21 protein-coding genes, 1 tRNA gene and 1 riboswitch are annotated in these 26142 nt (G+C 60.6%); of the genes, 12 read left to right on the plus strand and 10 right to left on the minus strand.

From position 1 onward, the window contains the following. Window positions 1–87 precede the first annotated feature (87 nt). Together AC1DEZ_RS21010 and AC1DEZ_RS21015 are read right to left on the minus strand one after the other, a co-directional pair. Window positions 88–1863 (minus strand): hypothetical protein, encoded by a 1776-nt coding sequence (locus AC1DEZ_RS21010; protein WP_476780588.1) that lies wholly within the window; start codon window positions 1861–1863, stop codon window positions 88–90. After that, window positions 1860–2174 carry a hypothetical protein gene (locus tag AC1DEZ_RS21015; protein WP_476780589.1) on the minus strand — a complete coding sequence of 105 codons (315 nt, stop codon included), beginning with the start codon at window positions 2172–2174 and terminating at the stop codon, window positions 1860–1862. The genes AC1DEZ_RS21010 and AC1DEZ_RS21015 overlap by 4 nt, the downstream gene beginning before the upstream one ends. 396 nt (window positions 2175–2570) lie before the next feature. Here AC1DEZ_RS21015 and AC1DEZ_RS21020 point away from each other — a divergent pair, with 396 nt between their 5' ends. The 8 genes from AC1DEZ_RS21020 to AC1DEZ_RS21055 all read left to right on the plus strand — a co-directional run bounded on the left by AC1DEZ_RS21020 (window position 2571) and on the right by AC1DEZ_RS21055 (window position 11989). Then, a complete protein-coding gene (locus tag AC1DEZ_RS21020; protein WP_476780590.1) occupies window positions 2571–3596 on the plus strand; it encodes a hypothetical protein in 1026 nt (341 codons plus the stop codon). A gap of 259 nt (window positions 3597–3855) precedes the next feature. Continuing rightward, window positions 3856–4125, plus strand: a complete 270-nt coding sequence (locus AC1DEZ_RS21025) for a hypothetical protein (protein WP_476780591.1) — start codon at window positions 3856–3858, stop codon at window positions 4123–4125. A gap of 108 nt (window positions 4126–4233) precedes the next feature. Continuing rightward, window positions 4234–5520 carry a DNA (cytosine-5-)-methyltransferase gene (gene dcm / locus AC1DEZ_RS21030; RefSeq protein ID WP_476780592.1) on the plus strand — a complete coding sequence of 429 codons (1287 nt, stop codon included), beginning with the start codon at window positions 4234–4236 and terminating at the stop codon, window positions 5518–5520. After that, window positions 5513–5968 carry a very short patch repair endonuclease gene (locus AC1DEZ_RS21035; RefSeq protein WP_476780593.1) on the plus strand — a complete coding sequence of 152 codons (456 nt, stop codon included), beginning with the start codon at window positions 5513–5515 and terminating at the stop codon, window positions 5966–5968. The genes dcm and AC1DEZ_RS21035 overlap by 8 nt, the downstream gene beginning before the upstream one ends. Further along, window positions 5965–7326, plus strand: coding sequence for a type II restriction endonuclease (locus AC1DEZ_RS21040; protein ID WP_476780594.1), 1362 nt, complete (start codon window positions 5965–5967; stop codon window positions 7324–7326). The genes AC1DEZ_RS21035 and AC1DEZ_RS21040 overlap by 4 nt, the downstream gene beginning before the upstream one ends. Window positions 7327–7348: 22 nt before the next feature. Next, window positions 7349–9418, plus strand: a complete 2070-nt coding sequence (locus AC1DEZ_RS21045; RefSeq protein WP_476780595.1) for an ATP-dependent nuclease — start codon at window positions 7349–7351, stop codon at window positions 9416–9418. Further along, window positions 9411–11177, plus strand: a complete 1767-nt coding sequence (locus AC1DEZ_RS21050) for a UvrD-helicase domain-containing protein (protein ID WP_476780596.1) — start codon at window positions 9411–9413, stop codon at window positions 11175–11177. The genes AC1DEZ_RS21045 and AC1DEZ_RS21050 overlap by 8 nt, the downstream gene beginning before the upstream one ends. Window positions 11178–11416: 239 nt before the next feature. Further along, window positions 11417–11989 carry a recombinase family protein gene (locus AC1DEZ_RS21055; protein ID WP_476780597.1) on the plus strand — a complete coding sequence of 191 codons (573 nt, stop codon included), beginning with the start codon at window positions 11417–11419 and terminating at the stop codon, window positions 11987–11989. 116 nt (window positions 11990–12105) lie between these two features. Here the strand turns inward: AC1DEZ_RS21055 and AC1DEZ_RS21060 are convergent, their stop codons facing one another. The 7 genes from AC1DEZ_RS21060 to AC1DEZ_RS21090 all read right to left on the minus strand — a co-directional run bounded on the left by AC1DEZ_RS21060 (window position 12106) and on the right by AC1DEZ_RS21090 (window position 22681). Beyond that, the gene (locus AC1DEZ_RS21060; RefSeq protein ID WP_476780598.1) at window positions 12106–14181 is read right to left on the minus strand and encodes an AIPR family protein; all 2076 of its coding nucleotides are present in this window, start codon (window positions 14179–14181) and stop codon (window positions 12106–12108) included. Then, window positions 14181–15161 (minus strand): PD-(D/E)XK motif protein, encoded by a 981-nt coding sequence (locus AC1DEZ_RS21065; RefSeq protein ID WP_476780599.1) that lies wholly within the window; start codon window positions 15159–15161, stop codon window positions 14181–14183. The genes AC1DEZ_RS21060 and AC1DEZ_RS21065 overlap by 1 nt, the downstream gene beginning before the upstream one ends. Further along, window positions 15151–17841: a Z1 domain-containing protein gene (locus tag AC1DEZ_RS21070; RefSeq protein ID WP_476780600.1), complete on the minus strand. Its 2691-nt coding sequence runs from the start codon at window positions 17839–17841 to the stop codon at window positions 15151–15153. Before AC1DEZ_RS21070 ends, AC1DEZ_RS21065 begins: the two co-directional genes overlap by 11 nt. Next, entirely contained in the window at window positions 17842–19269 is a 1428-nt protein-coding gene (locus AC1DEZ_RS21075; RefSeq protein ID WP_476780622.1) for an ATP-binding protein, read from the minus strand. Window positions 19270–19414: 145 nt separating this feature from the next. Beyond that, a complete protein-coding gene (locus AC1DEZ_RS21080; protein ID WP_476780601.1) occupies window positions 19415–20296 on the minus strand; it encodes a DUF6615 family protein in 882 nt (293 codons plus the stop codon). Window positions 20297–20690: 394 nt separating this feature from the next. Then, entirely contained in the window at window positions 20691–22523 is a 1833-nt protein-coding gene (locus AC1DEZ_RS21085) for a tyrosine-type recombinase/integrase (RefSeq protein WP_476780602.1), read from the minus strand. A 67-nt stretch (window positions 22524–22590) separates the two neighbouring features. After that, window positions 22591–22681: transfer RNA gene (locus AC1DEZ_RS21090), tRNA-Ser, on the minus strand. Window positions 22682–22878: 197 nt separating this feature from the next. Then, window positions 22879–22980: riboswitch (TPP riboswitch) on the plus strand. 77 nt (window positions 22981–23057) lie between these two features. Between AC1DEZ_RS21090 and thiO the strand changes: the two genes are divergently transcribed. The 4 genes from thiO to AC1DEZ_RS21110 are packed head-to-tail and all read left to right on the plus strand — an operon-like array spanning window position 23058 to window position 25629. Continuing rightward, window positions 23058–24053 carry a glycine oxidase ThiO gene (gene thiO / locus AC1DEZ_RS21095; RefSeq protein ID WP_441512563.1) on the plus strand — a complete coding sequence of 332 codons (996 nt, stop codon included), beginning with the start codon at window positions 23058–23060 and terminating at the stop codon, window positions 24051–24053. Then, entirely contained in the window at window positions 24037–24234 is a 198-nt protein-coding gene (gene thiS, locus AC1DEZ_RS21100; RefSeq protein ID WP_441512433.1) for a sulfur carrier protein ThiS, read from the plus strand. Before thiO ends, thiS begins: the two co-directional genes overlap by 17 nt. A 1-nt stretch (window position 24235) precedes the next feature. Beyond that, a complete protein-coding gene (locus AC1DEZ_RS21105; RefSeq protein WP_476780603.1) occupies window positions 24236–25006 on the plus strand; it encodes a thiazole synthase in 771 nt (256 codons plus the stop codon). A gap of 14 nt (window positions 25007–25020) precedes the next feature. Next, complete coding sequence (locus tag AC1DEZ_RS21110) at window positions 25021–25629, plus strand: thiamine phosphate synthase (RefSeq protein WP_441512435.1); 609 nt, start codon at window positions 25021–25023, stop codon at window positions 25627–25629. A gap of 111 nt (window positions 25630–25740) precedes the next feature. Here the strand turns inward: AC1DEZ_RS21110 and AC1DEZ_RS21115 are convergent, their stop codons facing one another. Next, on the minus strand, window positions 25741–26055 hold the full coding sequence (locus tag AC1DEZ_RS21115) for an Rdx family protein (protein ID WP_047580587.1): 315 nt from the start codon (window positions 26053–26055) through the stop codon (window positions 25741–25743). Window positions 26056–26142: the final 87 nt, after the last annotated feature.

Raw genomic sequence — 26142 nt, forward strand, 5'->3', positions numbered from 1 at the left:
CCAAACGTATCCACGGCCCATTTCGCTCAATGCCCGAGCCGCCTCCGCAAAGGTGGGCAGGCCGGCTGGGCTCGAGTTGCAGAAGATTTAGAAGCGCGTCGGAGTCCGTGTGGCGGGTGCTTCGGGCGGCAGCGCGGGCAAGTCATTGTCTCGCAGGCGCTCCAATCGCCGAACGAGCGCCATCAAAGCCGCCGGTGCGAGAAAGGAGAAGATTGAGATTGCCCGAAGCCTTTTGGCAATCGAGATGGATCCTAGGACCGAACGGCATCGTGCGCTCTCGGCGGCGAGGTGTTCCAAGGCTTGCGCTTTCCTCTTGGTTTGCTGCGCGGTCGCCACGTGCAGTTTGCGATGGGATGAGGAGGCCTTGAGCTGCCTCAGCGCCGAGTATTTCTGAAGTGCAGCCAGCTGCTGATGAAGGCGGTGCTTCTCGGCTGCGTAGCGCGGCCGAAGCCAAGACGGCAAAAACCGGAAGTGTCGATGCTGATGGTCAAGCTGCTCCAACTGTCCGAGGATCTGATCAATGCCGTTCTTGTTTTCATCGGATTGTGCCTGATCCCTCCTAGCCTCCGCCGCCAAAGCCGGAACGGTAACGTCGCCTGCGTGCGCCTCGATTCGAGCCCTCTCGAACCGTGCACGCGCTGAGTGCTCGGCAGCCTCGAGGGATGCCTCCGCTCTAAGGCAAGGATTGATGGCCAATTCCTGAGCCCGTATCGACTCGCTCTGTAACCTGGCGTTCAAGTCTCGCAGCTGCTGGATCAGTCGCTGTCGTTCAGAACTTCCCGAAGTGCTCGACCCAGCTTCGCTTCCGCCTCCCGAGCGCTCAGCGCAGCGACGTTCTCCCGCAACTGGGCTATCGCGTCCAGGATCGCCGACAATGTGCGCATCATGGTTTCGAGAGACGAGACCTCCTGATCCGGCTGCGGAGACGTCAGCAGTAGCGCTGCGGCCTTCAGCGCCGCCACGTCCGCTCGCAACGACCTCGTGTCCGCGAGGATCATCTGAGGTACCGTCGGGGTTGCGTTCGATTGTGCCGTCATTTCCTGTCTCCATTTTCCGGGTGATATCCGCCTTGCGCGCGCCGCTGAGACGGCGCAAAGAGCCGATGAACCGGCCATCGGCTTCGATGACCCATTCGCCGGTTTTTCCCCCCGCAATCAGGGAAAGGCCCGATTGGTGAAGGACGGCGCACAAGCTGTCGGCGTCGTTCGTCGCGTTCCACGCGGCTTTGACCGTGGCCCGGAAGGCGGGCAGGTCGATGCCACCGCGCTTTAGCATCTGATGACCGCCATGCGTGAACGCCGCACGCGGCGGTTCTTCATCGGCGTTAAACGGAAAGCTCGCATTGAGTGCGTCCGCAACAGCGTTCTTCCCTTCGCGGCGCAGGCGAGCGACGACGCTCAGATGATGTGCGCCGAGCTGGAAGGTGTGGCCAAGCGCGGCCTCAGATTGCCGAGCGACATATTCATGCCGCTGATGATCGTGAGAACTCGACAGGACTTTCCCATCAGCAGGATTCACCTCGCCGACGCAAAGGTGCCAGTGCCGATTGAACGCTTCCTCTGTCGCGCGCTCCTTGGCATGCTCGATCAAGATCGCCCGGCTGGCATCGAAACGGAATTCGCCTGCCAGCGAATCCACAATGCAGAATACCTGCTCGCGAGTGGCGGGCTGCAACGGCGCGATGATCCAGTGCCTCACGCCATAGCGAGCGCCATGCTGGCGCGCATCGCGAAAGAGATCGGCCAAGTCGCGCTCGCTGCCGCGCAGGACGGCGATGGTTGAGTTCTCGCGGCCTCGGAAAAGATGGTTGGCCAGCCGCGTTCTCGATGCCGATGCCGCCACGCGCTCGGATTTAATGATCACTCGATCGGCCCCAGATGGCGGCTGGCCATCCGATGAAGACTGCCGGCGGCGATCCTGACTTGCTCCGCAGCTGCGGGGGCATGGTGACGGGCTTCGTCTGCGAAGTTCAGGACCTGGTTTGCGACCTGACGGACCGCTGCCCACTCGGCGCGCATGCGACCGAACTCCGTCTGGGGTCCCCTCGGCAGACTGGCGACGAAGCGTCGCAGAAGCGCAGATGAGGTGGTGCCCGAGCGCCTGGCTGCGTCGATCAAATTGCCACGCTGCACCTCGGTTGCACGGAACTTCACAAAAATGGGCCGTTTAGCCATGTGCTCCTTCCCTTGGGGGTCCACGGGGGCCTGCCCCCTGGGAAGCTGGCGGCCTACGGCCGCCATGGCTGGCAACAATCGATTCCTTTTATCGGCTGTTCCCACGCTTCACGGATTACGATGAATCCGACGCATGCAGCTCGCAAGAGTCTGTGGCCACGAAAATTCTGCTATTGAAGCAATGTCGTAGCTAGAGCAACGTCCCGGGCCCGCGCCTCGCGGAGCGCAGCACGCACCGCGACAACATTTTCTCCGACCTGCGATCGTGAGGTTCGAGCGTCAGATGACAACCCCTGTCGGGCGAAGGTCGAGAGTTGAGCGTGTCGAATGTGCTTTACGGCGGACGAGAGTTGCCGGAAGGGTAATGTGCAACAACGATAGCTTCACGGGGGGAATATGGCGGCCGATATTCTGGCAGAAGCAGCCAAATCGATAGAGCGGGTTCAGACCTTCGATTCGTCGCAACTCCCCCGGCGAGATGTCTTGGGTTCCAGTCTTTCATTTGACGCAGCTGTCGAGCCAGCCGAGCGCATTATCAGGCTTTTCCAGCAGCTGCCTATTGAGCACTTGAAAGACCTTCCCACCGCTCCGCTGACGCAACTCCGCGATAATGCGAATAGCTTCTTCAGCACGCTGGAGAGCATCATGAAGTTCTCGGCCGACACGGACGGGAGCCCGGCGGCCACTCGACAGCAATACATCTCGTCATTAACCAGCTCTTACGACCAGATTTTTTCGATTATCCATCCGCTAATTGGTTATCTGACTAGCCGCCAACGGGATTTCGGCGCTCTAGAGCGAGATGCCAGAGCCGCCGTGCAGTCCGCAACCGACCAGGCTAGCTCGGTCATGGAACAGCTCGGCAAGGACCGCGAGGAGGCGCAGCGCATCCTGGACGAGGTTAGGAAGGTCGCAGCCGAACAGGGCGTGTCGCAGCAGGCCATTTATTTCAAAGACGAGGCCGAAAAGCACGAAATATCGGCCCAGAATTGGCAATCCTATACGGTAAAGACGGCGATCGGACTGGGCATTTTTGCCGTGCTCAGCCTGTTCATTCATAAAGTGCCGTTCATCACCCCGACGACGACCTACGAAGCCGTTCAGGTCGGTTTGAGCAAAGTGCTGATTTTCGGCGTCATCGCTTACATGCTCGTCCTGTGCGCCCGTAACTTCCTTTCGCACAAGCATAATGGGATCGTGAACCGGCATCGCCAGAACGCATTGCTGACCTTCAAATCGCTCACGGATGCCGCCAGCGGCGAGGATCGCCGCGATATCGTGCTGACGCATGCCGCAGCCTGCATCTTCAGTCCGCAGGAAACAGGATACACCCGGGGTCCGAGCGGACAGGACAATTCGCCCTCGAAACTGATCGAGGTGCTGCCCAAGCTTTCGGGGTCGTCAGGCGGCAGCGCCGCCTGAGTGGAGCAACGTGCCGGAGGCAGTCGGTCCCGTGTCCCGCCTTTGGCGTCGCCATGCTGGCGCTCCTGCGGCTAACTTTTTTACCGGTCACGTTGACGACGGATTGCCGCCAGCCGGCCGTAGAATCCACGATTTTTCCGGCCCCGGCCCACTGGCGCCTGATATGCCGACTTCTCCGTAGAGGGCGGGTTTCCGACCGCTGGGGTGGCACAGGGGCGTCGACGCGGCTAAGATAGACGCTTAGACACGAGCCACGACCTTGAAGAAGCTGCAGGACGGCGAGTATCCCTTCCGTGAAGACTATTATCCGCTGGCCGCCATGGTGATGACCGAGGCGCCGCCGGACCTTGAGGTTTTCTTGGCAGCCCAGGCGAAAGCCAGCGGCATCGAGATTATCCGCGACGAGCCGGTGGAGCTGGTCTGCTCGGCGCCCGGAATGGAAAGCAACCGATTTCTGGTGTTCTGGCCGTACGGATCGGAGCGCATGCACCTCTTGGTGCCGAGGCATCTGGCCACGGGTCTTGCCTGAGGAGCCGCAACTGCAGCGAAACCTCCTGTTAAATCCTGCTCACAAAAAAGAACAATACACGAACATTGGCATTGCCCGGCGGGAAGGCTGGTGCCAGGCTGTCGGCAAATGACACAGACCAAGCGAATCGGCTCCCGCATGCGCCCCAGCCAGAAAACCGAGTTCACCCGCCTGCATGAGCAGGCCGGCATGACGTTCGAGGACACCTGCAGCTATCTGGAAATATCGCTGCGCACCGGCCAGCGGTACCAGAGCGGCGAGCGTGAGCTGAAGGGCCTTGCCCTGCGGGCGCTGAAGCAGGCCGTGGCGCGGCGCTGTGCGCCGATCGAGGCCAGCCGGCCGGCTTTCCGGTTCATCGACCTGTTCGCCGGCATCGGCGGGCTCCGCATGGGGTTCGAGACCATCGGTGGGCGCTGCGTGTTTACATCGGAGTGGGATCTGCATTCGCAGAAGACCTACGCCATGAACTTCCCGGACAACCATCCGATCGCGGGCGACATCCGGGATTTCTCGAAAGAGCCGGGCACCATTCCCGAGCATGACGTGCTGCTGGCCGGATTTCCTTGCCAGCCGTTCTCGATCGCGGGCGTGTCCAAGAAGAACTCACTTGGCCGGCCGCATGGCTTCCTGTGCGACACCCAGGGGACCCTGTTCTTCGACACGGCGCAGATCATCGCCCATCACAAGCCGGCGGCATTCCTCCTCGAGAACGTGAAGAACCTGGAGAGCCACGACGGCGGGCGGACCTTCGCCACCATAATGAACGTGCTGAAGAACGAGCTGGGGTACCAGGTGCAGCACCGGGTTATCAGCTCGGAGCCGTGGGTGCCCCAGAAGCGTCAGCGGGTGTTCATCGTCGGCTTCCGCGAGCCCAACGACTTCGATTTCAATGCGCTGAAGCTGCCGTCGGCCGAAAGCGGGCCGAAGCTGGAATCGATCTTGCTGCCGCCTGACCAGGTCGACCCGAAATACACCCTTACCCCCAAGCTCTGGCAGTACCTCCAGGACTACAAGAAGAAGCACAACGCGGCCGGCAACGGCTTCGGATTCAGCCTTTTTGGTCCAAAGGACGTCTCCCGGACCCTGTCAGCGCGGTACTATAAGGACGGATCTGAGGTTCTGATTGATCAGCCCGGCCAGCGGCCCCGGCGCCTAACGCCCCAGGAGTGCGCTAGGCTGATGGGCTTCGAGCGCCCCGGCAGGCCGTTCAGGATTCCGGTCTCCGACACCCAGGCCTATCGCCAGTTCGGCAATGCGGTGGTGGTGCCGGTGGTTGAGTTCGTGGCCGCAGCCATGCGTCCCTGCATCGAGGCCGCGTTGGCCAAACAGGCCGCGCGCCCGGCGCCCCAGGCCTATGTTCGTGAACGCGCCGAGCCGATCGCCGCCCATGGCTGACACGGTCTCGCCAGAGGTGCGCAGCCGGATGATGTCCGGCATCCGCGGGCGTGACACCAGGCCGGAAATGATTCTGCGGAGAGGGCTGCATGCGGTCGGCTTCCGGTTTCGCCTGCACGACCGGGCATTGCCCGGTCGGCCCGACATGGTGTTCCCGCGCCGGCGTGCCGTTCTCTTTGCCCATGGCTGCTTCTGGCACGGGCACGATTGCCACCTGTTCCGCTGGCCGGCATCCCGCGACGAGTTCTGGCGGACCAAGATCGGCCGGAACCGGGAGGTCGACCAGCGCGCTGGCGAGCAGCTCGAGGCGGCCGGCTGGCGCCATGGCGTGGTCTGGGAGTGCGCGTTGAAGGGCAGGACCCGGCTGCCGCTCGCAGACGTGATCGACGCCTGTGCCTCATGGCTGCGCAGCGACGCGCCGACGCTGGAAATCCGGGGCCTCGCATGAGCCAAGCGGACTTATTCGAACCCGCCGTTGGCGAAACCGCCTCACTCCTCATGCACGTGCTGAGGCGAAGTGATCAGGTGCTGGTCAAAAAGCTATCCAATAATGACCGGGACTGGGCACGATTTGCTAACAAACATCAGGCTGGCGTCTATATTCCACCGCCTCAGCGCGAGGGCGGATTCTTCCCGCCACTTGTGACAAAGGATCGTGGCGACAAAGGCGGTGAGCCGATTCGGGAAGTCTATTTCAGGACCGAATGGCCCGAGGTCGAGGAAACGCGGGACGATACACGTCTGGTCCACTACACGAGCAAGGGGGCGGAAACGCATATGACGCGGCTCCCCAAGGCCGCGTTTCGGGACCTGTCGCCAGCGTCGTTCCTCGTGATGGCCCGCAGGGGCAACGCAGAGGGAGCCACATTCGAGTGTCTGACAGTCGATTCGACGTCAGATGACGCCCTGCTGCTGGCGGATATTCTAGATATGCAGCCGGACTTCCGCATCGAGGTATTCGATCCCAGCCTGAAGCTCAGGCAGGAGCAGGAGAAAGTTCTGGGATTTGCGGACCAGGTGATCGCGGCCTGGCTGGCCGGCACGATCGTGGAGTTCGCCCAGACGAACGCTGTCATGCCAGCCACTGTTCAGCTCGCCAACGAGGCCAGAACCAAATGGCTCTCGGGAGCGGGTATAGGGAGCCTTGACCCTTGGCTAATGACAGCGCCCGGCGACGCGCTGCGAGAAATCAGCCGCGGCGTCGAATGGGAATTGTTTCGGGAATACCAGCGCCGGGAGCGGGCTGTAGCGCTCGTCAGGCTGGTACTCGGGGACGATGGCGGTTCCTTCACAACTGCTGCTGTGATCCGCGCCCTTGTCGACAGGCTGCCCGACATTGACGCCCTGATGTTGTCGGCCGCGCAGCAAAGGAAATCTAGGGCTGGGTACTCCTTTGAGCATCACATCGAAAGCATGCTTATTGATGGCAATGTACCGTTTCAAAAGCAGGTCGTCATCGAGGCCAAGAAGCGCCCTGACTTCATTCTGCCTTCTCTGTCCCACCTGACCCAACCGGCAGCGGGCAAAGCCGCAGGGCTTATCCTAAGCGCCAAGACTACTCTGCGCGAACGGTGGAAGCAGGTAGAGCGCGAGATGAAGGGCCGGGAGCTGTTTCTGGCCACTGTCGACGAGAGCGTAGCTGGAAATGCTATCGAAGAAATGCGAACAATGGGCATCACTCTCGTCGTACCGGAAGCGCTGAAGTCAGCTTCAAACAAGATGACCGAGTATTCGGATCATACAAATGTCATAAGCTTCAAGGCCTTTTTCCAAGAAGCCATCCGTCAAAGACTTTGTGAATGGTGAGAGGCGTGGAGATATAGAAATTATGTTTATAAGAAATATTGCTATTGAAAATTTCCGATTGTTGCGCGATATTACAGTTGGATTAGAGGATCGAACTACATTAATTGTAGGACGGAACAATAGCGGCAAAACATCGATTGCAGAGCTGTTCCGGAGACTTTTGGGCGACAAGTTACCATCGTTCAGGATCGAGGATTTTTCCCTAGGCTGCCACGAGTGCTTCTGGACAGCATTTGAAGCAAGCAACGCGGGGGCACCTGCGCCCGACGTCGCCGCACTCCTGCCCTCCATCAAGATCACGATCGACATCACCTACGACATTGACGCCCCTGACCTCGGCCCGTTGAGCGAGTGCATCGTCGATCTCGATCCGGACAGCAGCGACGCAAGACTCGTTCTTACCTATGGTCCTAGGCCAACCGCGCCTGCAGTGCTCTTCACAGATCTCGCCGTCGGCGATGATGTGGCGATCAACCGCCGGAACCTGTTTCGGGCGTTGGGCAGCCGCGTGCAAGCTGCCTACGCGGCATCGCTGGAGGCCGTCGATCCAAATGATCCGACCAATCGCAAGTCGCTGGAGCCGAAAACGCTCACGACGCTGATCCGGGGCGGCTTCATCAACGCGCAGCGCGGCCTCGACGACGACACGCATCGCGAGCGGGACGTGCTGGGGAAGGTCGTCGAGGTGCTCTTTCAGTCGGCTCTGACCGATCCCGTCGATCCAGAGAAGCGAACGACGGCCGAGCAGCTCAAGGAAGCCGTGGAGCAAATCCAGAGCGACCTACATGACGGCTTCAACGCCAAGCTCACCTCACTCCTGCCGACGTTCGACCTGTTCGGCTATCCCGGCCTCTCCGATCCAGGCCTCGTTACCGAAACCAGCTTTGACGTCGAGAAGCTACTGAACGATCACACCAAGGTTCGCTACGTCGGCGTCAACGGCATGACCCTGCCCGAAACCTACAATGGGCTTGGCGTGCGCAACCTCGTCTATATGCTGCTCCAGTTGCTGCGTTTCTTCCGCGAATATCAGGCCACGCCGACCGCGGCCGGGGTGCACCTGATCTTCATCGAAGAGCCCGAGGCGCACCTGCATCCCCAGATGCAGGAGGTCTTCATCCGGCAGCTCGATCAAATCACCAGCGCCTTCATCGCCCAGCTCAATGAGAACCGGCCGTGGCCGGTCCAGTTCGTCGTCACCACCCACTCTCCCCACATGGCGAACGAAGCGCGGTTCGAGGCCATGCGCTATTTCCTCTCGGTCCCAGATGGCGAAGGCATGCGCCGTTCACTCGTGAAGGATTTGCGCAAGGGCATGGGCGGCGCCCCCGAGCCGGATCGCGAGTTCCTGCATCAGTATCTAACCTTGACCCGGTGCGATCTGTTCTTCGCCGACAAGGCGGTCCTGATCGAGGGAACAGCGGAGCGCATCCTGCTCCCGGCCATGATTCGCAAGACCGACAGCGCCGCCGCCGGGCAACCGCAGCTCGGCAGCCAGTATCTCACAGTGATGGAGGTCGGCGGCGCCTATGCCCACCGCTTCTTCGGTCTCCTGTCCTTCCTCGAATTGCGCACCCTCATCATCACCGACATCGACGCAGTGAAGCCCAACGATGCTGGGAAGCGCGTGGCCGTGCCGGTCGCGGAGGGCGTGTTCACCAGTAACGGATGCCTGAAAGCCTGGTTCGGGGACGATGTTTCGCCCGAGGCGCTGTTGGGAAAGAATGCGCCTGACAAAACGACCGGCGTTCGGCGCGTCGCCTTCCAGATACCGGAAGCGGCCGAGGGACCGTGCGGCCGAAGCTTCGAGGACGCCTTCATCCTGGCCAATCCTGCGCGCTTCCCCCTGGGCGGCGACCAAGCGCTGGCCGCCTATGCCCTGGCTGGGGATCAGAAGAAGTCCACCTTCGCGCTAGAGCACGCGATCGAGCACACAGACTGGAACGTTCCCCGATATATCGCTGAGGGACTGCGCTGGCTGGCGGAGGGCAATCCTGCACCCGTGGCCCCAGCTCCGGCGGTCGCGGTCGAGATCGTTGCAGACGCCGCCGGCGTGGCGGTGAACGTGGCTGAGGTGGGCGAGAATGGCTGAGGAAGCGGAGAATCCCGCAGACGCCGCCGGGCGCGTCGCTCTTGAACGAATGTTCGCCTGTCTGGAAGATGGGCGCAGCTTCCGTCTGGAAGCTGGCGCCGGCGCCGGCAAGACGTACTCGCTCGATAAAGCGCTTCGTAGCCTGATCGACCGTCGCGGCGCCGAGCTTCTTCGCCGCGGGCAGCAGGTCGCCTGCATCACCTACACCAACGTCGCCAAGGACGAGATCATCTCGCGCATTCAGGCCCATCCTGCCGTGCGTCCCGATACGATCCACGGCTTTTGCTGGTCCATTCTACACGGTTTCCAGTCGACGCTGCGTGCGCTCGTACCTGCGCTTGAGGGCTGGGCGGAACGCCTCGAACCAGTCGGCGGCATCGGAGCCCGCCGCGTCCATTACGAATTGGGGTATCCCAGCGTCAGCGATCATCAGGTCACGCTACGGCACGACGACGTGCTGGCCCTGATGATTCAGACACTAGCCTATCCCAAGTTCCGGTCTGTCCTGACGGCGCGCTATCCCATCCTTTTGATCGACGAGTATCAAGACACCGACGCCGGCTTCGTCGAAGCGATCAAGGCGGGCTTCCTGGACACGGGCGGAGGTCCGCAGCTTGGGCTTTTCGGCGACCACTGGCAGAAGATTTACGGCGAAGGCTGCGGCCTTGTCGAGCATGCGGCGCTGGAGGTGATCGACAAGAATGCGAACTTCCGATCCACCGACGCGATCGTCCAAGTGCTCAATCGAATGCGGCCGGCGCTGCCCCAGATGGCGCGTGATCCAGCCCTTCCTGGCGAGGCGCGCGTGTTTCATACCAATCTTTGGCCCGGCATCAGGCGGACCGGACAAGGCGGCGGACACTGGACCGGCGATACCACCCCCGAAGCGGCCAAGGCGTATTTCGCGCATCTCAAGCAGAGGCTTGCAGCTGAGGGTTGGGACTTCGCGGTCGGGACGACCAAGATCCTTATGCTCAGCCACAGCGTGCTCGCACGCGAGCAAGGGTATTCCAGCATTCCGCCGATCTACGGCCAGTTCAACGACCCCTGGCTCAAGAAGGACGATCCGCATATTAAATTTCTGACCGACCACTTGGAGCCGGCCTGCGCCGCATTCGAGGCCAAGCGCTACGGTGATATGTTCGGATGTTTCGGAACCAGCGCACCAAGAATCCGTAGGCACGCCGACAAGGTCGCATGGTCGGACGCCATGACTGCGTTGATCGCCCTGCGCGCGTCGGGGACCATCGGCGAGGTCGTCGATTTTATCGCTGCACAGCCGCATATGCGTCTTCCGGAGCCAGTCGAAGACGCAGAACGACGGCTGACCGAAGCCAGCCCCGAGCCTGTCGAAGGAGAGCCCCGCCGTGTTACTCAGCTCCGGAAACTGCGTGCAGTCCCATACGCTGAGCTGGTCGCCCTTGATCGCTTCATAGACGGACACACCCCATTCGCCACGAAACATGGCGTAAAGGGCGCCGAGTTCGAGAACGTGCTGGTGATCGTCGGCCGCGGCTGGAACAAATACAACTTCGCTCAGATGCTCGAATGGATTGAGCTCGGCCCGCCCGCCGACAAAGCGGAGTTCTTCGAGAACAATCGCAATCTCTTCTACGTTGCATGCTCTCGGCCCAAGGTCCGCTTAGCAATTTTGGTTACACAGTTGCTCAGTGCGAATGCGATGGCGCGTCTTACGGCGCTGTTTGGGGCTGATAATATTGTTGCCTTGCCTGCAGAGCCTGTGGCAGCGCAAACCTGACACGGCAGCGATACTATGCGGTGTATAGCGCCCCGTGCCGGCAAGCTAACGATTCAAAGGCCGCGATGAGCGCAGAGCGAACCTTTTCGAAATCAAGGACTGTCTGAGCACTAGCCTTCAGCCTCAAATTTTATGCATAAATCAAGACTTTTGCATGAGCGCCAAGTTCGCGGTTTCTCAAGGACTTAGTTTATGCAAAAGATACTTGCATAAATTAGATGTCTTGGGAGGCCATCAGAATGCCGATATATGGATACGCCCGCGTCTCGACAGACGGCCAAACGCTCGATGCGCAACGGGCTGTGCTGTCGGCTGCCGGCGTAGAAAAGGTGTTCTACGAAACTGCCAGCGGGGCGAAAACCGATCGCAGAGAGCTGGCCAAAGCACTCAAGGTGCTAAAGGCCGGCGACAGCCTCCTCGTGACCAGACTCGACCGTCTTGCGCGGTCAACCCGCGATCTTCTGAATATTTTGGACAGCATCGGAAAGTCGGGTGCCGGGTTCCGGTCCCTCGCCGATGTTTGGGCGGACACCACCACCCCGCACGGCCGTTTGATGCTGACCGTACTTGGAGGGCTCGCCGAGTTCGAGCGGGAGCTGATCAGGGCGCGGACTGGCGAGGGGCGGGCCCGCGCCAAGGCTCGAGGCCAGCATATGGGTCGGCCTGGCAGTCTCACTCAGCATCAACGCCATGATGCGTTGGAGGCCCTAGCGTCGGGAAGCGCCACTCAGGCCGATTTGGCACGGTGGTTCGACGTCAGTCAGTCAACAATTTCACGCTTGGCGCAAGCACTCAGGGCAAATAGCCCTTAGCGCGTAGCTCAGCGATCAAAATCCACACCCAGCAGGCGGTGACTATTTTGTATCGAGTTCGCCGATCGTTGGCCTCAGTCCTCAAAGGTAGCGCTATGTATCGGCTTTAACGATCGTTAGAGCTCCTGCCAAAGAAACCCGTCGTCGGCCATTCGATTGAGCAGCAGCTTGATGGCGTTCTTCTCTGGCCTGCCGAGATTGAAGTTCATGGCGGCGAGCTTGCGGAGGCCGGATTCCGACTTCGGCGATAAAAGGCCGCGCCGCTCGACCGTTAGTCGAATGATCTCGGCCTTGGGCGCGATTGCCGGCAGCTGGATGTCAATGTCCAGCTCCGCGTCCATTCGGGCAGTAGCTCTCGCTTCCTTTTTTTCTTCCTTAGCGTCGTCGGAGTCCAGCACTAGGAAATCCGGAAGAGGCGAAACTGCAAATGCTTCAGCCTTCAGCGACTGCCAGCAGATCTCGAATTTACAGTATTCGCGGACGTCACTTATGTTGGGTGGAGTGCGGCGGATGGCATTGGCGATCTGGGGTGCCAGCTCCGCGATCAGATGCTGAAGCTCTACTGGCACCGCTTGGGTATTCCAGATCTGCGTCCAGTTCAACTTGGCGTGGCCTGTGTCAACGACGTACTGGGCTAGCCATGCAAGCGTATAAGCAATCGTCTGAGATTTGTAGCCCCGATCCACCTTGTACCAGTCCGCCTCGGCAATGAACTTGTCGGTCCAGCGGAACAACAATGCCATTGCGCAGGCGTTACGGTACCAAATTTCGTTGAACTGCGTCGGCGAGCTCTTCCATGCCTTCGCCGTCTCATCGGCAAAAGCCATGAAAGCTTTCTGAGCAGCGCGGGAAACAATGTGCGGTTTGCGCTCGAAGGTCAGCACATACTTTGCCAGATCGGTTTTCTCGATCAGTTTTTCCTTAGGGAATTCAAGCTGGTATCTCTTCTTTTCGGCCGGGGAGGAATAGGCCATTCCATCACGGTACTGTCCCCGAGCGCGCTCGTAGAACCATTTGTGCCCCGTCATTGCTCCGTCCTGGGGAGGGGCTGACAGAATACGCGAGTAACGCTCCATCTGCAGGTGGAAGGGATGACCGGAGAAGAAATCAGCTTCTGAAATCTTGTTCTGAGTGTTCGCGTACCGCGATATCTTCGGCACCACCTGCTCGATGAGTTCCGGCGGAACGACCGACAGTTTCATCTGCACGTGGACACGCTCCAACGCAGCCTTGCCGACATCTTTTGCGTAAAGGATGGAGGCGGTTGTCTGACCACCATTCACGATCTGGAGATTCTGGATGGCCGCGATGCCAAGCTGTCCGTCTTCAAGAGTTCGAAGATCGACCCCAGATGCCGTCGCCGTCAGCCCATTATTGTAGGCAAAGAACATCTCCGGCGTCTTCTTGATCGTCTCCAAAATACCCTTGTTTACCTTGGTACGCGCCTGAAGGTAGGTCCGGACGTTTTGCTCCAGAAGGCGCGCCCCGTAGAGACCATACACGTCCGCAAGTACATGGCCCGGAATAGCTAGCAGGTAGGATTGATGCTCGGCGGCGTCGGTCGATGCCTTCAGACAGGGTAGGGGCGCTCCGGCTGCAGATACAAGATCGACCTCAATAGGCTCCGGCGACTTGAAGCTCTTCTGGATGTCAAAATAGCGTGTCGCGTCGAGCACGCTGTAGACAACTGGCAGGTTGCGAACCTCCTCAGCGACCTGTGGCGGCCGCTTGGTCGCGAGGCGCGCATTGCTAAAAAGGATGACACGAAGGCGGCGGATCGACTCTCTCGAGACATATATGGGATAGGCGGCAGTGAATGCGGGACTGGTCTCCTCAATCGAGTTAATGAATGACGAAGAGCAGGCGTTCTCGAAGAAGTTGACAGCTTGCTTCAGCGCCGAGCTCAGTCGGTCGTTTTGAAGCGCTTCAATTTCGGTGCCATCGCGATAGTCACAAACGGCCAGATGGAGCGTTCCGCGATCTGCATCGAAGGCATGGCCGTCGATGCGGTACGGCCGACTGCCTCCTTCGCGGCGGCTATGAGCATATTCAAGGTCGATTGTGTCGCCGTTTTCGGAAGCAGCCTCTGCATACAGCTCAAAGAACGCCTCCTGCTGGAAGACGCCGCGCGCCTGCGCTTCGAGCATGATGTCGTCGCGAAGCTCCTCGAACGCCCCCTGCAGATCGCTCATTATTCCATCCCCCCGAATGCTTTATCAACCGCGACCGCGAATGCCGCGCAGTCGCTGACCCGGATCGAATATCTCACTTGTTCGACGCCCGGGCGCAGATCACTTCGCTCGATGCGTGGAAAGTCTTCCCGGACTTCATACCAGGCGCGGTCGACCAACACCCAGCTCTCCTCGTCGTATTCGTCGCGCTCCTCGTACCCTGCTTTGAGGAGCGCGATATCGAGGCGCTCGGCGGTGCCCGAACCGGCAGTGCCGGCATGTGTGCGGGCGGTCTCGACTAAGGTGTTCAGTGTGCAGGCTGCGGGGGCGCCTGCAGCGAGGGGAGCCAGCCCCTGATTGCACAGCAAAATGCGGCCTTGCACCGGATCAAGCTGGTCTTCCGATGAGATCATAATTCGCCGATCCGCGGTGACGACTTGGGTTTTCACTTCGAAGATATTGCGTCCCACTACGAAGTCTTGCTCGTGCCCGCCGGGCCCGTTCCAGCAGGCTACGGCGCTGTGCCAGCCCAGCCGCTCGGCAAGGATATCGCGAAGAAACAGAAGCTCGCCGACAAGTCCGATACGCTCGGGCTTCGAGAGCATGCGGTCGGCCCGCCGGCGAAGCATCTCCTGCCACCGGTGAAGCCCGTCGAGCGTGGTGATAAGACCCTGCGCCGACTGGCTGGGCGTGAGCTTTTCGGTTGCGAGCATCAGGCTGGTGCACAGAAGTGAAAAGTTCAGGAAATCAGCCGTGTGCGCCAGTACCAGAGATAGGCGCGCCCGCCCGTTGGCGAGCTGTTCGAGGTCGCAGGTCAGCGCCGTCATCTTTGGCAGGTCAAGCCCAGCAGGCTCGGCACAGTCCCCGTCTAGCTGGAACAAATAGCGAGCGCGGTGATCCCGGCCGATCCGGAAATCAAGGGGATGACTGCTGTCAGCGAGCCGGACATTGCGGGCCCCCGCCTCAGCCGGCGCGACGATCTGTGCCCACTCATTCAGCATCCTGAGCCTCCGCCAACGCTTCGGCGTCATCGTCTCCTTCGTCAAGGTAGAGCTCAAGTTGCTGGCGATAGACAGCGTTGACTTGGTAGGTGCGCTCCTTCGCAGGCCTTGCGGTCTCGGGCATGCAGAAGGACAGGGTAACGACCGGCACGTCCAGCATGAGCGCCTCGTCGCTCTCGCCCTCCTCCCTCTTGAGCTTCGCATTGAAGGCGTGAATCAGCATCATCGGCCGCTCACGAACCGAACAGGCCGCGCGTTCCTTCTTGTAGTCTCCCGCTTCGTAGCGCTCTTCGGCGAGCTTCTTCTGGGTAGTGGTGAGTCCGATCTGCGCATCGCCCGGATCAGCCACTCGGTTCTTGCTCCCGTAAACTCGATATACGCCGCTCCGAGCCGTGCCTTGGTCGCGCGATCGAAAGTTGATGTTCTGACCTGCGAAGCGCTGCATATCGCCGGTCTGGCGCATTGGCAGGACTACGTCCCAATCCAAGAGTTCGTCATTCACTCGATCCTCGACATAATCATGAAAAAGCGAGTGGTCGGAAATGACGGCGAGATCTGCGTGGTCGACAAAGCGGAATTGTTCCAGCAGCCCCAGAACAGCACGGCCTTTCGCCGACCATCGGATGTAGCCCTTGTCGATCTCGTCGGGCGCGCCGAGACTATTGAGAAAGGCCTCGGCAGCCTCACGGTGCTTAATGCCCGTGGCAGTGTCGTTGGGGAGGGCGAAGCCTTCGATGTGCCGCGCGGAATAATCCTGAGCAATGGTCAGCTTTTCCGCCGAGCGCATCTTGTTGGCCGCAGTAACCCGGATGGCGAGCGGACTCTGGCGAACTTTCAAGCCAAAATCTCGCGGCGTCCTGCGCGCTGCCTCCATACGCTTAATCTGGCTGCGCAGCTCCTCGGTGGCCTCGTCAACAAACTCATAGTGATCGAAGGAAATCTGCGGCAAGTAGAGCCGGCAATACTCTTCGTACCCTGGCCGGTAGCCGAACCAGCGGGCCATCTGCATCAGCGTATCGCTCGCTGTCGCGTTGCGAAGCAGATAGGAGACCGTTAGGCCTTCCAGCGTAAGACCGCGTGACAGTGCGAGCCCGCCGATCGCGATGACGTGCAGGCCGTCGGCCTTATGCAGCGAATAGTCGAGCTTGCCGCCCTTCATGTTAACGGTCCGGACTTGAATCGACTGGACTCCCTCGTTCAAGGCGACCAGCAGGTCGGACCACTCTAGGCCACTCTCTCTGAATTCCTTTGCGAAGCTCGCGTGGAGATCCGCCATCACCTCATCGTCGATCTCTTGGGGTGGGAGCGCGGCGTTAACCGCCACCGCATCCCTGATCTCGTTGAGGTAGGCGTAGACTAAGCCGAGAACCTGCTCTTGGGTGGCATTGAAGCGGCTCACATTGATCATCATCGAGCAGTGAGCCTTGCCTTTGCCCTGCAGCACCCGGATTGCACGCGTTATGCAGAACACCCGAATGGCATGCTGCAGGCTGGCTGGGATCTCGCTGACAATAAGACTGCTCTTGTGACTGAGCGGAAGCAGCGTCCGATAATCGGTAATGATCCGCACCATGCTGTCACGAAGATTGCCGCCTTCCCGGAAGATGCGGTGCGATCCTGCGTAGTTGCTGGGTGGATCAAGTGCCTTGATGAAGTTGCCGGGAAAGAGGTCGTCGTTCTCCATCTCTTCCGTAGTTTCCGGATCGATGAAGATGTTTGCGAAAGGCGTTGCGGTATAGCCAACGTAGGCCGATCGCGGGAACCTCGACAGTATCTGCCTTATGATGCCGTTGATGGCGGTTGTTCTCTTCGGGTCCTTGGCCGTGTTGATGGACGCGTTGTCGGCCTCATCGTCAATCAATAGAAGCGGCAGGTCGTAGCCGCCAGTTTCTCCCTGTTTCTCAATCCATTCCGCCAGCCGCTCAAGGATCGCCTTGTTCTTTTTGGTGACGAAGATCATCGGCTCCCGATGGCCGGCGAGGCCGAAGTAGATGCCGTCCTTACCGCTGGAGAAATCCGACACCCGCGTGGTGCCATAGGAGGGAATTCGGCGCGTCTGTGAGTAGTTCTGGATAGGGAGCGACTGTTGGGCGGCAGCACCAAACATCGAGACTTTGCCAATGAAAGTTTCGTCGAGGCGTTCTTGGGTCTGCGCGCGAAGGGAGTTTGTAATCCCGGCAAGGAGTATGATTACCCTATATCCGGCATCTGCCGCCTTGCATATTAGAGCCGAATAATTGGTCGTCTTGCCAGACTGAACGTTGCCCATGACCATGCCGCGAACTGCGCCATATGAATCATCCCTCGGGTTTCCACACTGGTCGAGGACCTCGTCAGTGTCCGAATCCAACGTCGCCAGTACGTGCGAGGGGAGAGTGCCTGTTTCGAGATAAAATTTGCGCAGACGGTTCCAGTAGTAGAAGTCGAGATCGGTGCGCTTTGACGCTAGCCATGGCCGGTGGTCTTTCGTGATTACCGCGCCACGCAGCTGCGTAACTGTAAAGCTGGTCTCCAACTCCCGTATGATCATGTTGATTGCAGGCTCGTCTAGGTGCCGGAAAGGACCGCCACGAACCAACTCACCGATGGCGCTCTCGGGCAGTCCAAGGCCCTGAGCGATGTAATCGCCATAATCCCGGGAGATGGACGCACGAAAATATGCGAGCTCACTATCGAACATTCAGTGCCATCCTTTATCATTAAGATGCTGCGTCACGAGACTGGTCTGAGCAGACCAAGGTTCGGTTGATGCGAGGATCTCGCGCAGCGTTCTGAAATCGCCCTCTGCCCTAAGAAGAAGCGCCGGCAGTGCGGCGTCGAGTTTGTCGATAAACGTGTCACGGTCCACCGCGCTCTGGTTCATCATGTGAGGGCTGACTGAATAATCTTCGCCGATACTGATCACCGGAAAACAGTCTTCGATGATGCCCAGCGCCGCAGCAAAACTTCTGGCGCGCTCCTGATCTTCGTCCTCAAGCATGCTCGCGATGAGCGGGTGTTCGCGGTTGAGGTAGTAGCGCAGCTCGCCGTTGCGGACATACTTTGCCCAAACCGATGTCTTGCCAGCCTCTTCTCGCAGCCGGCCACCGCGTGACTGGAAAACCCGTACTGACTTGCGTTTGAGTCCTTCGACGATGTCCTTCAGTCGACTCTTAAGGCCGGTTGGCAACTGCGCGTCGGCCTTGTCGAGCGTAATCTTCCACATCGCATCGAGCGAATTGGGGATGTTGACAGCAACTCGGACCAGCTGCGAAAGCTCGCCGTGCCGGACAAGCCGAAACCAGGTGCCGTGCATGATCAGCCGATGCTGTCGGTAGACATAGAAACCCTGATTTCGGACGAACCCTTCCTCGCCACCAAGTTGCTCGTGTTCGCCCTCCGTAACTTTGGAATAATGCGGCAGGATGAAGGCCTGCACTTCAACCGGCTGACCGTTTAGGGTCAGCGTCTCCTTCGGCTGCGCTTGCGTCGCGTCATGTCCGCGAAGGAATGGGTCAACCGGCTTGAGAGGATCACCGTTGAAAGTCACCTTCAGCTTCTTGAGTCCTTCCTCACCGCCAAGATAACGGTGGAAGATAAGCGAGATCTGTCGTTTGGCGTGGGCGACGATGTCGTTGAACCCTTTGGTCGCCACCTGGCCGAACTCGGACAAGCGATCGCACTTTAACCAGATGATCTCGGTTCCCTCGCGCTCGATCAGCTGATCGCTCGCGCCGGCCCGGATCTCTTCGTCGTCCAGAATGCCCATCTTCCAGTCGGCGAGGTCGTCAAGGTCCCAAGACGCGCCAGCGAGCTCCCCCTTATGGTGTGTGAGTACGACGAGGTGCCTGCACTGTGACAGGGAAGCAGATTTCATACCCCATCCAAATCGGCCGAGATCATCAGGTGCGCGCTCATCATCCGGGTTGGTGCTGGCTGGCCGCATCGCACGATTCAGCTCGTCAGCCGTCATCCCAGTCCCATCGTCTAGGATCCGGACCACCGGTCCATCCGCAGTCCGCACACAGCGAATAGAGATATTGCGTGACCGAGCTTTGATGCTGTTATCGAGCAAATCGGCAAGTGCACTCGAAAGATCATAGTTTCCGAAGCTACGAGCCGATGTCATCAGCGACGCTGCATCGGGTGGATTGTGCAAGTACCTCAACTTGGGCCTCGTGGTTGTCGGTCTCGCCAGTCGAGGGCAAGGCGGCCTGCCATCTCTCAGCTGGTTAAAATGCTAGAATCGACACTGACGATGATCATAATGGCATTCATTCGCCGCGCCTTTGGACCCCCAGCTCAATCGGCAACAAGCCGCGCGCGTCGATAGTAATCATTCCAATGATGCCGCGTTCGAGATAGTCGGCAGCAGACAAATCGAAGGGCAGGTAGTCGGCAGATACGCCCTCGCGTCCTGCGCCATCGTCGTCAGGGTCATTAAGTTCGGCGAGGTCGGGGAACTCGCTGCTGCCATCCGCCATTTCGGAACCTATGAGCAACGGAGCAACATCAAGCGACGTGGCGAGGAAACTGAGTGTAGACCCGTCAGTACCAAGCCGCAGTCTAGTAGCACGCTCCATTCGATAGAAGGCGTGGCGCTGAGCGAGGAAATGCCATGGAACACAGTGGTTTTCTATCTCATCAAGAGCGGAGGGTTCATTTGATCTCACCTTATAGGCGCTGGCCAACAGACACCCGTGCTCAAACGGCTTGAAGCCGGGCCAGGGGCTTGGCTCCTTCCAACGTTTTTGGCGACTGGCAGGCGCGTAGAGACAATAGACCGGTTTTAGCTTGTGCTTCTGGGCGTCCTCAATGAGCAGGTCGAGCTGGAGGCGTCCGGACGATTTGACACGATGGTGGACCTTCAGGACACCGTCCTTCTGGAGACGCTTCGCCTGCACCCGCATGGAGAACCGGCGTGCACGGCCCAGGATATGCCATTCCCAGTCGGCACCATTCAGCGCTTCGTCCTTCTTACAGAAAGTCCGAAGCTGGATCCGGTGCGGATGTCGGCGCCGAAGCTCCAGCAGGTTCGTCTCCGTGATCGTTTCCTCGCCGTAGCTGACGTGCACGTCGTCGCGATGCGCGAATTCAAGGTTCCCGGACGTCGCATGGCCGAGTTGGAGAAGGCTGTGAACGAGAGAATTGATCATCGATAGTCGTTTTCAGCCACGTCGGCCTGTACGTTGCCGCCAGCCGGCATGCTCGTCTCGAACGGTGTTGGCATGTCGGCCTCGATCTATCGTAGGCTTAGGCTCCGCTATCGAGCCTCTGATCCACAAGGTCTCGGGCAAAGGCATCCACAACCAATCGGTGTTCAATCGCCTTTCGTCGCGCGAAACGAGGTCGATGCCTTTTGAGCAGCCGGGCCGCTAGTTGGTGCGCTGCTGCTAGTGCAGATCCGCGGCGACCCGTCTGCCGAGGCTGAGGAACGCTACGACGGCATGCTGGATGAGCCAGCCATGGCGGCGTCACTCAAACGAAATGGTCTCCGGGAAACCCGGCGCGGTCCACAAAGCCTCAGCACCAACGGACTTAGCGACTAACTCAGCGTTCGAAATCCACAGCCAGGCGGCGGTAGCGCTTCTTGTACCGAGCTTTGGGGTCGTTGGCCGCAATCCTTAGAGGCAGGCCTTCATAGGGCTGAAGGTTCCACTCGGTCGGCAAGTCGATTTGCGAAAGCCGCTTCATCTCGTCGGGGCGCAGCATCTTCGAGCCATAGTTCATCGCCACACCATCAAGGCTATGGCCTGTTTGGAGGGCAATCGTGCGCTCCTCGACCCCCGCGGCGCGCGCAAGATCCTTATATGTATGCCGAAGCGCATGGAAAACTTCCGTGTTGCGTCCAGTTAGGCCCCAGAGCTTGAACAAGCGTTGAAACCGCTTTGATGCTGCGTTGGCTGGCGTCTTGGCACGATGGAAGTCCTCGAAGACCCACTCGCGCCTTTCATCTGTAGCCCATTTGTGAAAGCCAAGTTCGATCAGCCTGCGATGGAGCACGACATAACGCCGGCTGGTTTCGGTTTTCAGAGAGCGCGGCGAAGGCCGGTAGTCGCTTTCCTGGCGCGTCAGGTCCATTACCCAGATGCCGTTCCGCTGCTCGATTTCATCCGGGCAAAGCCCCACCAACTCGCCGATTCGGGTGCCGGTCAGGAGGGCGACTATAGGAAGCCAAGCCTCGTCGGCCTTTTTGGCAAAAGCTGAGTGCTCGATCAGGGAGTTGACCTGTTCGATCGTGAAACCGTGACGGATGACGGATGACCGCGCTGATGGCGCCACGATCCGAATTTGCTCCCGGAACGGGTTATCGACCCCGTTCTCGATACAGAGCCAGCGGATGGCTGTTTTAACCCGACCAACGAAGTTGTTGATGATGGTGTTTTCGGTCAGGTACTCGACGCGAGGGGAGCGCCTTTCCTCGTTTTCAGCAATGACCTCGACAACATCGCGGCCCCGCCAGCGGGGGCTGATTGAGTGCTTCTGAGGAAGGTAGCTCAGCCGCGAGGCAAATCTCTGCAGATCCGAGACAAGATAGCTGCCAACCGGCTTGTCGTTGATCAATTTCATGAACAGATCGATTTTGGTCTCTACGTCGACCACCAACTTCCGTGACACGCCCTTTATGCGCATGTTGTCGAGGAAATTCTGCTTCGAAGCGGAAAGAAGGGGGCCTTTGTAATCCAATTTTTCGATCAATGCGGCATTAGCCAGAGCTAGGCGCTTGTTCTCATCCAGCGCGCTATCGGCTTTCCGCGTGACGGAATTTTGAAGCCCGATGCCATCGGCAACATGCTTTTGCAGTGTTTGAAGGCGACCTTCCGTTTGGCGGACTGAATGGAAAGCCTCGGCGACTTCTGACGTAAAATGCGCTTCAGATTCGCCCATCTCTTCATACAGACGCCCCCGTTCTGCGCCTGCCTTGGCGAAGAAGTCTGCATACTCCTTGGCTATGGCCCTGGCTTTGTCGTCGAGATTCGCGAGGATCGTTTCGAGGACGTTGTTGCGGTATTGCAGATGGGCGATCATCTCCCGATCGCTGCCGACGGCGCGAGGTTTACGCAAATCGTCGAGCTCAGCTACCTGGCGCGTGATCTCCCGGATCTCCTTGGCCAATTGATCATACAGGCGCTCCCGCACATTAGGTAGCCCGCCTCGCTCGGCTGCGAGCTTGGTCAACCCCGTGAAGCGTTCCCTTTTCAGCTCCATGAACCAGCTCTCGGCGATGCCGGCGAGTCGACGGGCATAACGCGACGCGTCCCGATAATCGTCACAGGGCAGAGGTAGTCGAACGGGAGTGCTCCCGAACGCTCCCCGGAGATCTATCGGAATAGCGATCTGGAACCAGAATCGGCCCCCGCGACGCCAGAGATAGCCAGCCATGTGTATGCCGCCGTGTATTTCGCCCGGCAGCGCTTAAAATTGTCTTTATTAATCAAGAGGGTAGGAGTGGCGGAGACGGAGGGATTCGAACCCTCGATACCCTTGTGGGGTATGCTCATTTAGCAAACGAGTGCCTTCAGCCTCTCGGCCACGTCTCCGGCGAGAGGCTCTATGCCCGATTGCAGAGGCCTTTGACAAGTCTCGCCGACAACTTCCTTCGCGCGACCTGTGTATTCGCGCGGGCGCACCTCCCGATCACTCCCGTGCGAAGGGCGTGGTCGGGAGGTGCGAGGCCGCCGCAACGGAGCCTTGCGCCGGCTCCGCTTGCTCCCCGGCGGCGCTGCCATTAAATTGGCGCTGTCCGTTGGGGTGCCGAAAGGCTGAGAGGCGTGGCTCGCGCCAACCCATCGCACCTGATCCGGGTAATGCCGGCGAAGGGAACGGTCTTCGGCTCGCAGACACCTCGCTCGCGCCTCAGGCCGCTGCCTTCCCGGAAGCAGGGAAAGCATGACGCCAGAACGTCCTCACTCAGTCCTGACAGCTGCTGTGGTCGGCGCTGGCGTCGTCGGTCTGGCCTGTGCCACCGAGTTGCTGGCGCGGGGTGTGCAGGTCGTCCTGCATGAACGCGGCCCGCGTATCGGCGCCGAAGCCTGTTCCTGGTATGCCGGCGGCATGCTCGCGCCCTGGTGCGAGGGCGAGAGCGCCGAAGAACCGGTGATTCGGCTCGGGCAGCAGGCGGCCGATTGGTGGGAGCGCCATGCCGGCGGCGTCGCTCGCAACGGCACGCTCGTGGTTGCGCCGAGCCGGGACCGTTCGGAGCTGCGCCGCTTCGGTCAGCGCACCGACCATTTCGAGGAGATCGACAGCGAGGCCATCGCCGGGCTGGAGCCCGATCTCGCCGGCCGCTTCTCGCGCGGCCTGTTCTTCTCCGCCGAGGCGCATCTCGATCCGCGCCAAGCCATAGCAGCCCTGGCCGAACGCCTCGTCGCAAATGGGGCCGCCCTTCATTTCGGCAGTACGGTCGAGCCGGCCGATCTCGATGCCGATATCGTCCTCGACTGCCGCGGGCTGGCGGCGCGCGATGTCCTGCCCGATTTGCGCGGAGTCAAGGGCGAGATGCTGCTCCTCCGGAGCGACGAGATCCAGCTGTCGCGGCCCGTCCGGCTGCTGCATCCGCGCATCCCGCTCTATATCGTGCCCCGCGCAGACGGCCTCTTCATGGTTGGCGCGACGATGATCGAGAGCAGCGAGCGCAGCCGCATCTCCGCCCGCGCCATGCTGGAGCTGCTCGGCGCGGCCTATGCGCTGCATCCCGCCTTCGGCGAAGCGGAGGTCGTCGAGATCGGCACCGATGCCCGCCCGGCCTTTCCCGACAACCTGCCGCGGCTGACGCGCCGCGGCCGCGTGATCCATGTCAACGGGCTCTATCGCCACGGTTTCCTGCTCAGCCCCGCCATGGCGCGGATGGCGGCGGAGGCCGTGCTGAACCCGCAAGCAACACCGGAGATGCTGCATGACCTTGCTGCTTAACGGCGCGCCGCAGGAGATCGCGGCGAAGACGCTGGCCGAGGCGCTGGCCGAGCTCGGCTTTGCCGACCGCATCGTTGCGACGGCGGTGAATGGAGACTTCGTGGCGGCGCGCAAGCGGGCTGACGTCGCCTTGAGCGAGGGCGACCGCATCGAGATCGTCGCACCGATGCAGGGAGGCTGAGATGGCATCCTTCTATGGCTTCGCGCCGCAGAACCCGCTTTTCCTCGGCACGGCGCAATATCCGTCGCCCGCCATCCTGGCCGAGGCGGTGAAGCGCTCGGGCGCCGAGGTCGTCACCGTCTCGCTGCGCCGGGAATCGGCCGGCGGTGCCGGTCAGGCCTTCTGGGCGCTGATCCGCGAGCTCGGCGTCAGGGTGCTGCCGAATACGGCGGGCTGCCACACCGTCAAGGAAGCCGTCACCACCGCGCAGATGGCGCGCGAGGTCTTCGGGACCGACTGGATCAAGCTCGAGGTGATCGGCGAGGACGACACGCTGCAGCCGGACGTGATCGCGCTGGTCCAGGCGGCCCGCATCCTTGCCGATGACGGTTTCAAGGTCTTTCCCTACACCACGGAGGACCTCGTCGTCGGCGGGCGCCTCCTCGATGCCGGCTGCGAGGTGCTGATGCCCTGGGGCGCGCCGATCGGATCGGGCAGGGGACTCAACAACCCCTACGGCCTGCGCAGCATGCGCCAGCACTTCCCCGACATTCCGCTCGTCGTCGATGCCGGCATCGGCCTGCCCTCCCACGCCGCGCAGGCGATGGAGATGGGCTATGACGGCATCCTGCTCAACACCGCCGTCGCGAAGGCGGGCGATCCGGCCGCGATGGCAGAGGCTTTCGCGCTTGCCATCCGTGCCGGCCGCCAGTCCTTCGCCGCGCAGCCGATCGAAGCGCGCGACATGGCCGCTCCTTCCACCCCCGTCATGGGCAAAGCCTTCCTGGCCTGAAAGTCTGCTCTCGCATGAAGCTCGATCCGTTCTACCCCATCTTCGAAAGCGCCGACTGGCTGGAGCGGATGCTGCCGCTCGGCGTCAAGCTGGTGCAACTGCGCGTCAAGGATCGTTCCGAGATCGAAGTCGCACGCGAGATCGCGCGGGCGAAGACGCTCTGCGCCGCGGCCGGCTGCGTGCTTGTCGTCAACGATTACTGGAAGCTCGCCATCGCCGAGGGCTGCGACTTCATCCATCTCGGCCAGGAGGATCTCGACGAGGCCGATCTCGATGCGATCCGTAAGGCGGGGCTCAGGCTCGGCATCAGCAGCCATGACGAGCCCGAGCTGGAACGCGCGCTGGCGGCAAAGCCCGATTATGTCGCGCTCGGTCCGGTTTATCCGACGATTCTGAAGCAGATGCGCTTCGGCCCGCAGGGGCTGGAGCGGCTGGGCGAATGGAAGCGCCGTATCGGCGATCTGCCGCTGGTCGGCATCGGCGGCATCTCGCTGGAGCGCGCGCCTGGGGTCTTCGAGGCCGGCGCCGACATCGTCGCAGCTGTGACCGACATCACGCTGAATGCCGATCCCGAGGGGCGCCTGAAGGCCTGGGTCGCGGCGACGCGCGGGCGCCTCGCCTGACAGGCGTCATTCTCGGGCGGAGCGAACCGCAGACCCGAGAATCGCATGACAAGAAGGCGCTGGTGTCCGAGATGGTTGGGTCAGGCCCGACCATGACGGCGAGGCAGCGCTTCAGCTCTCCGCCTCCGCCGACATCGTGTGGCCGTCGACATGGCCGAGGCTGCGCTCGGGGTCGAGCCGGTCGCGCACGCGCTGCTTCAGCACCTTGGAATCCGGGAAGCCGCCATCGGCCTTGCGGTCCCAGATCAATTCGCCGTCGTAATGAATCTGGAAGATCCCGCCGGTGCGCGGGATCAACGCAACCTCGCCGAGGTCCTGCCCGAAGGTCGAGAGCAGCTCCTGGCCGAGCCAGGCCGAGCGCAGCATCCAGTTGCACATCGAACAATAGGTGATGGCGATGCGGGGGGCGGGCTTGGTCTGGGTCATGACAGGCTACCATCCGAGAGGAGTTCGCCCCGACATCCCGCTTCCATCGCCGCGATGCAAGCCTGAAAGCCGCATGGCGGCCCGGCG

Source organism: Allobosea sp. 10L422, from assembly GCF_056395345.1.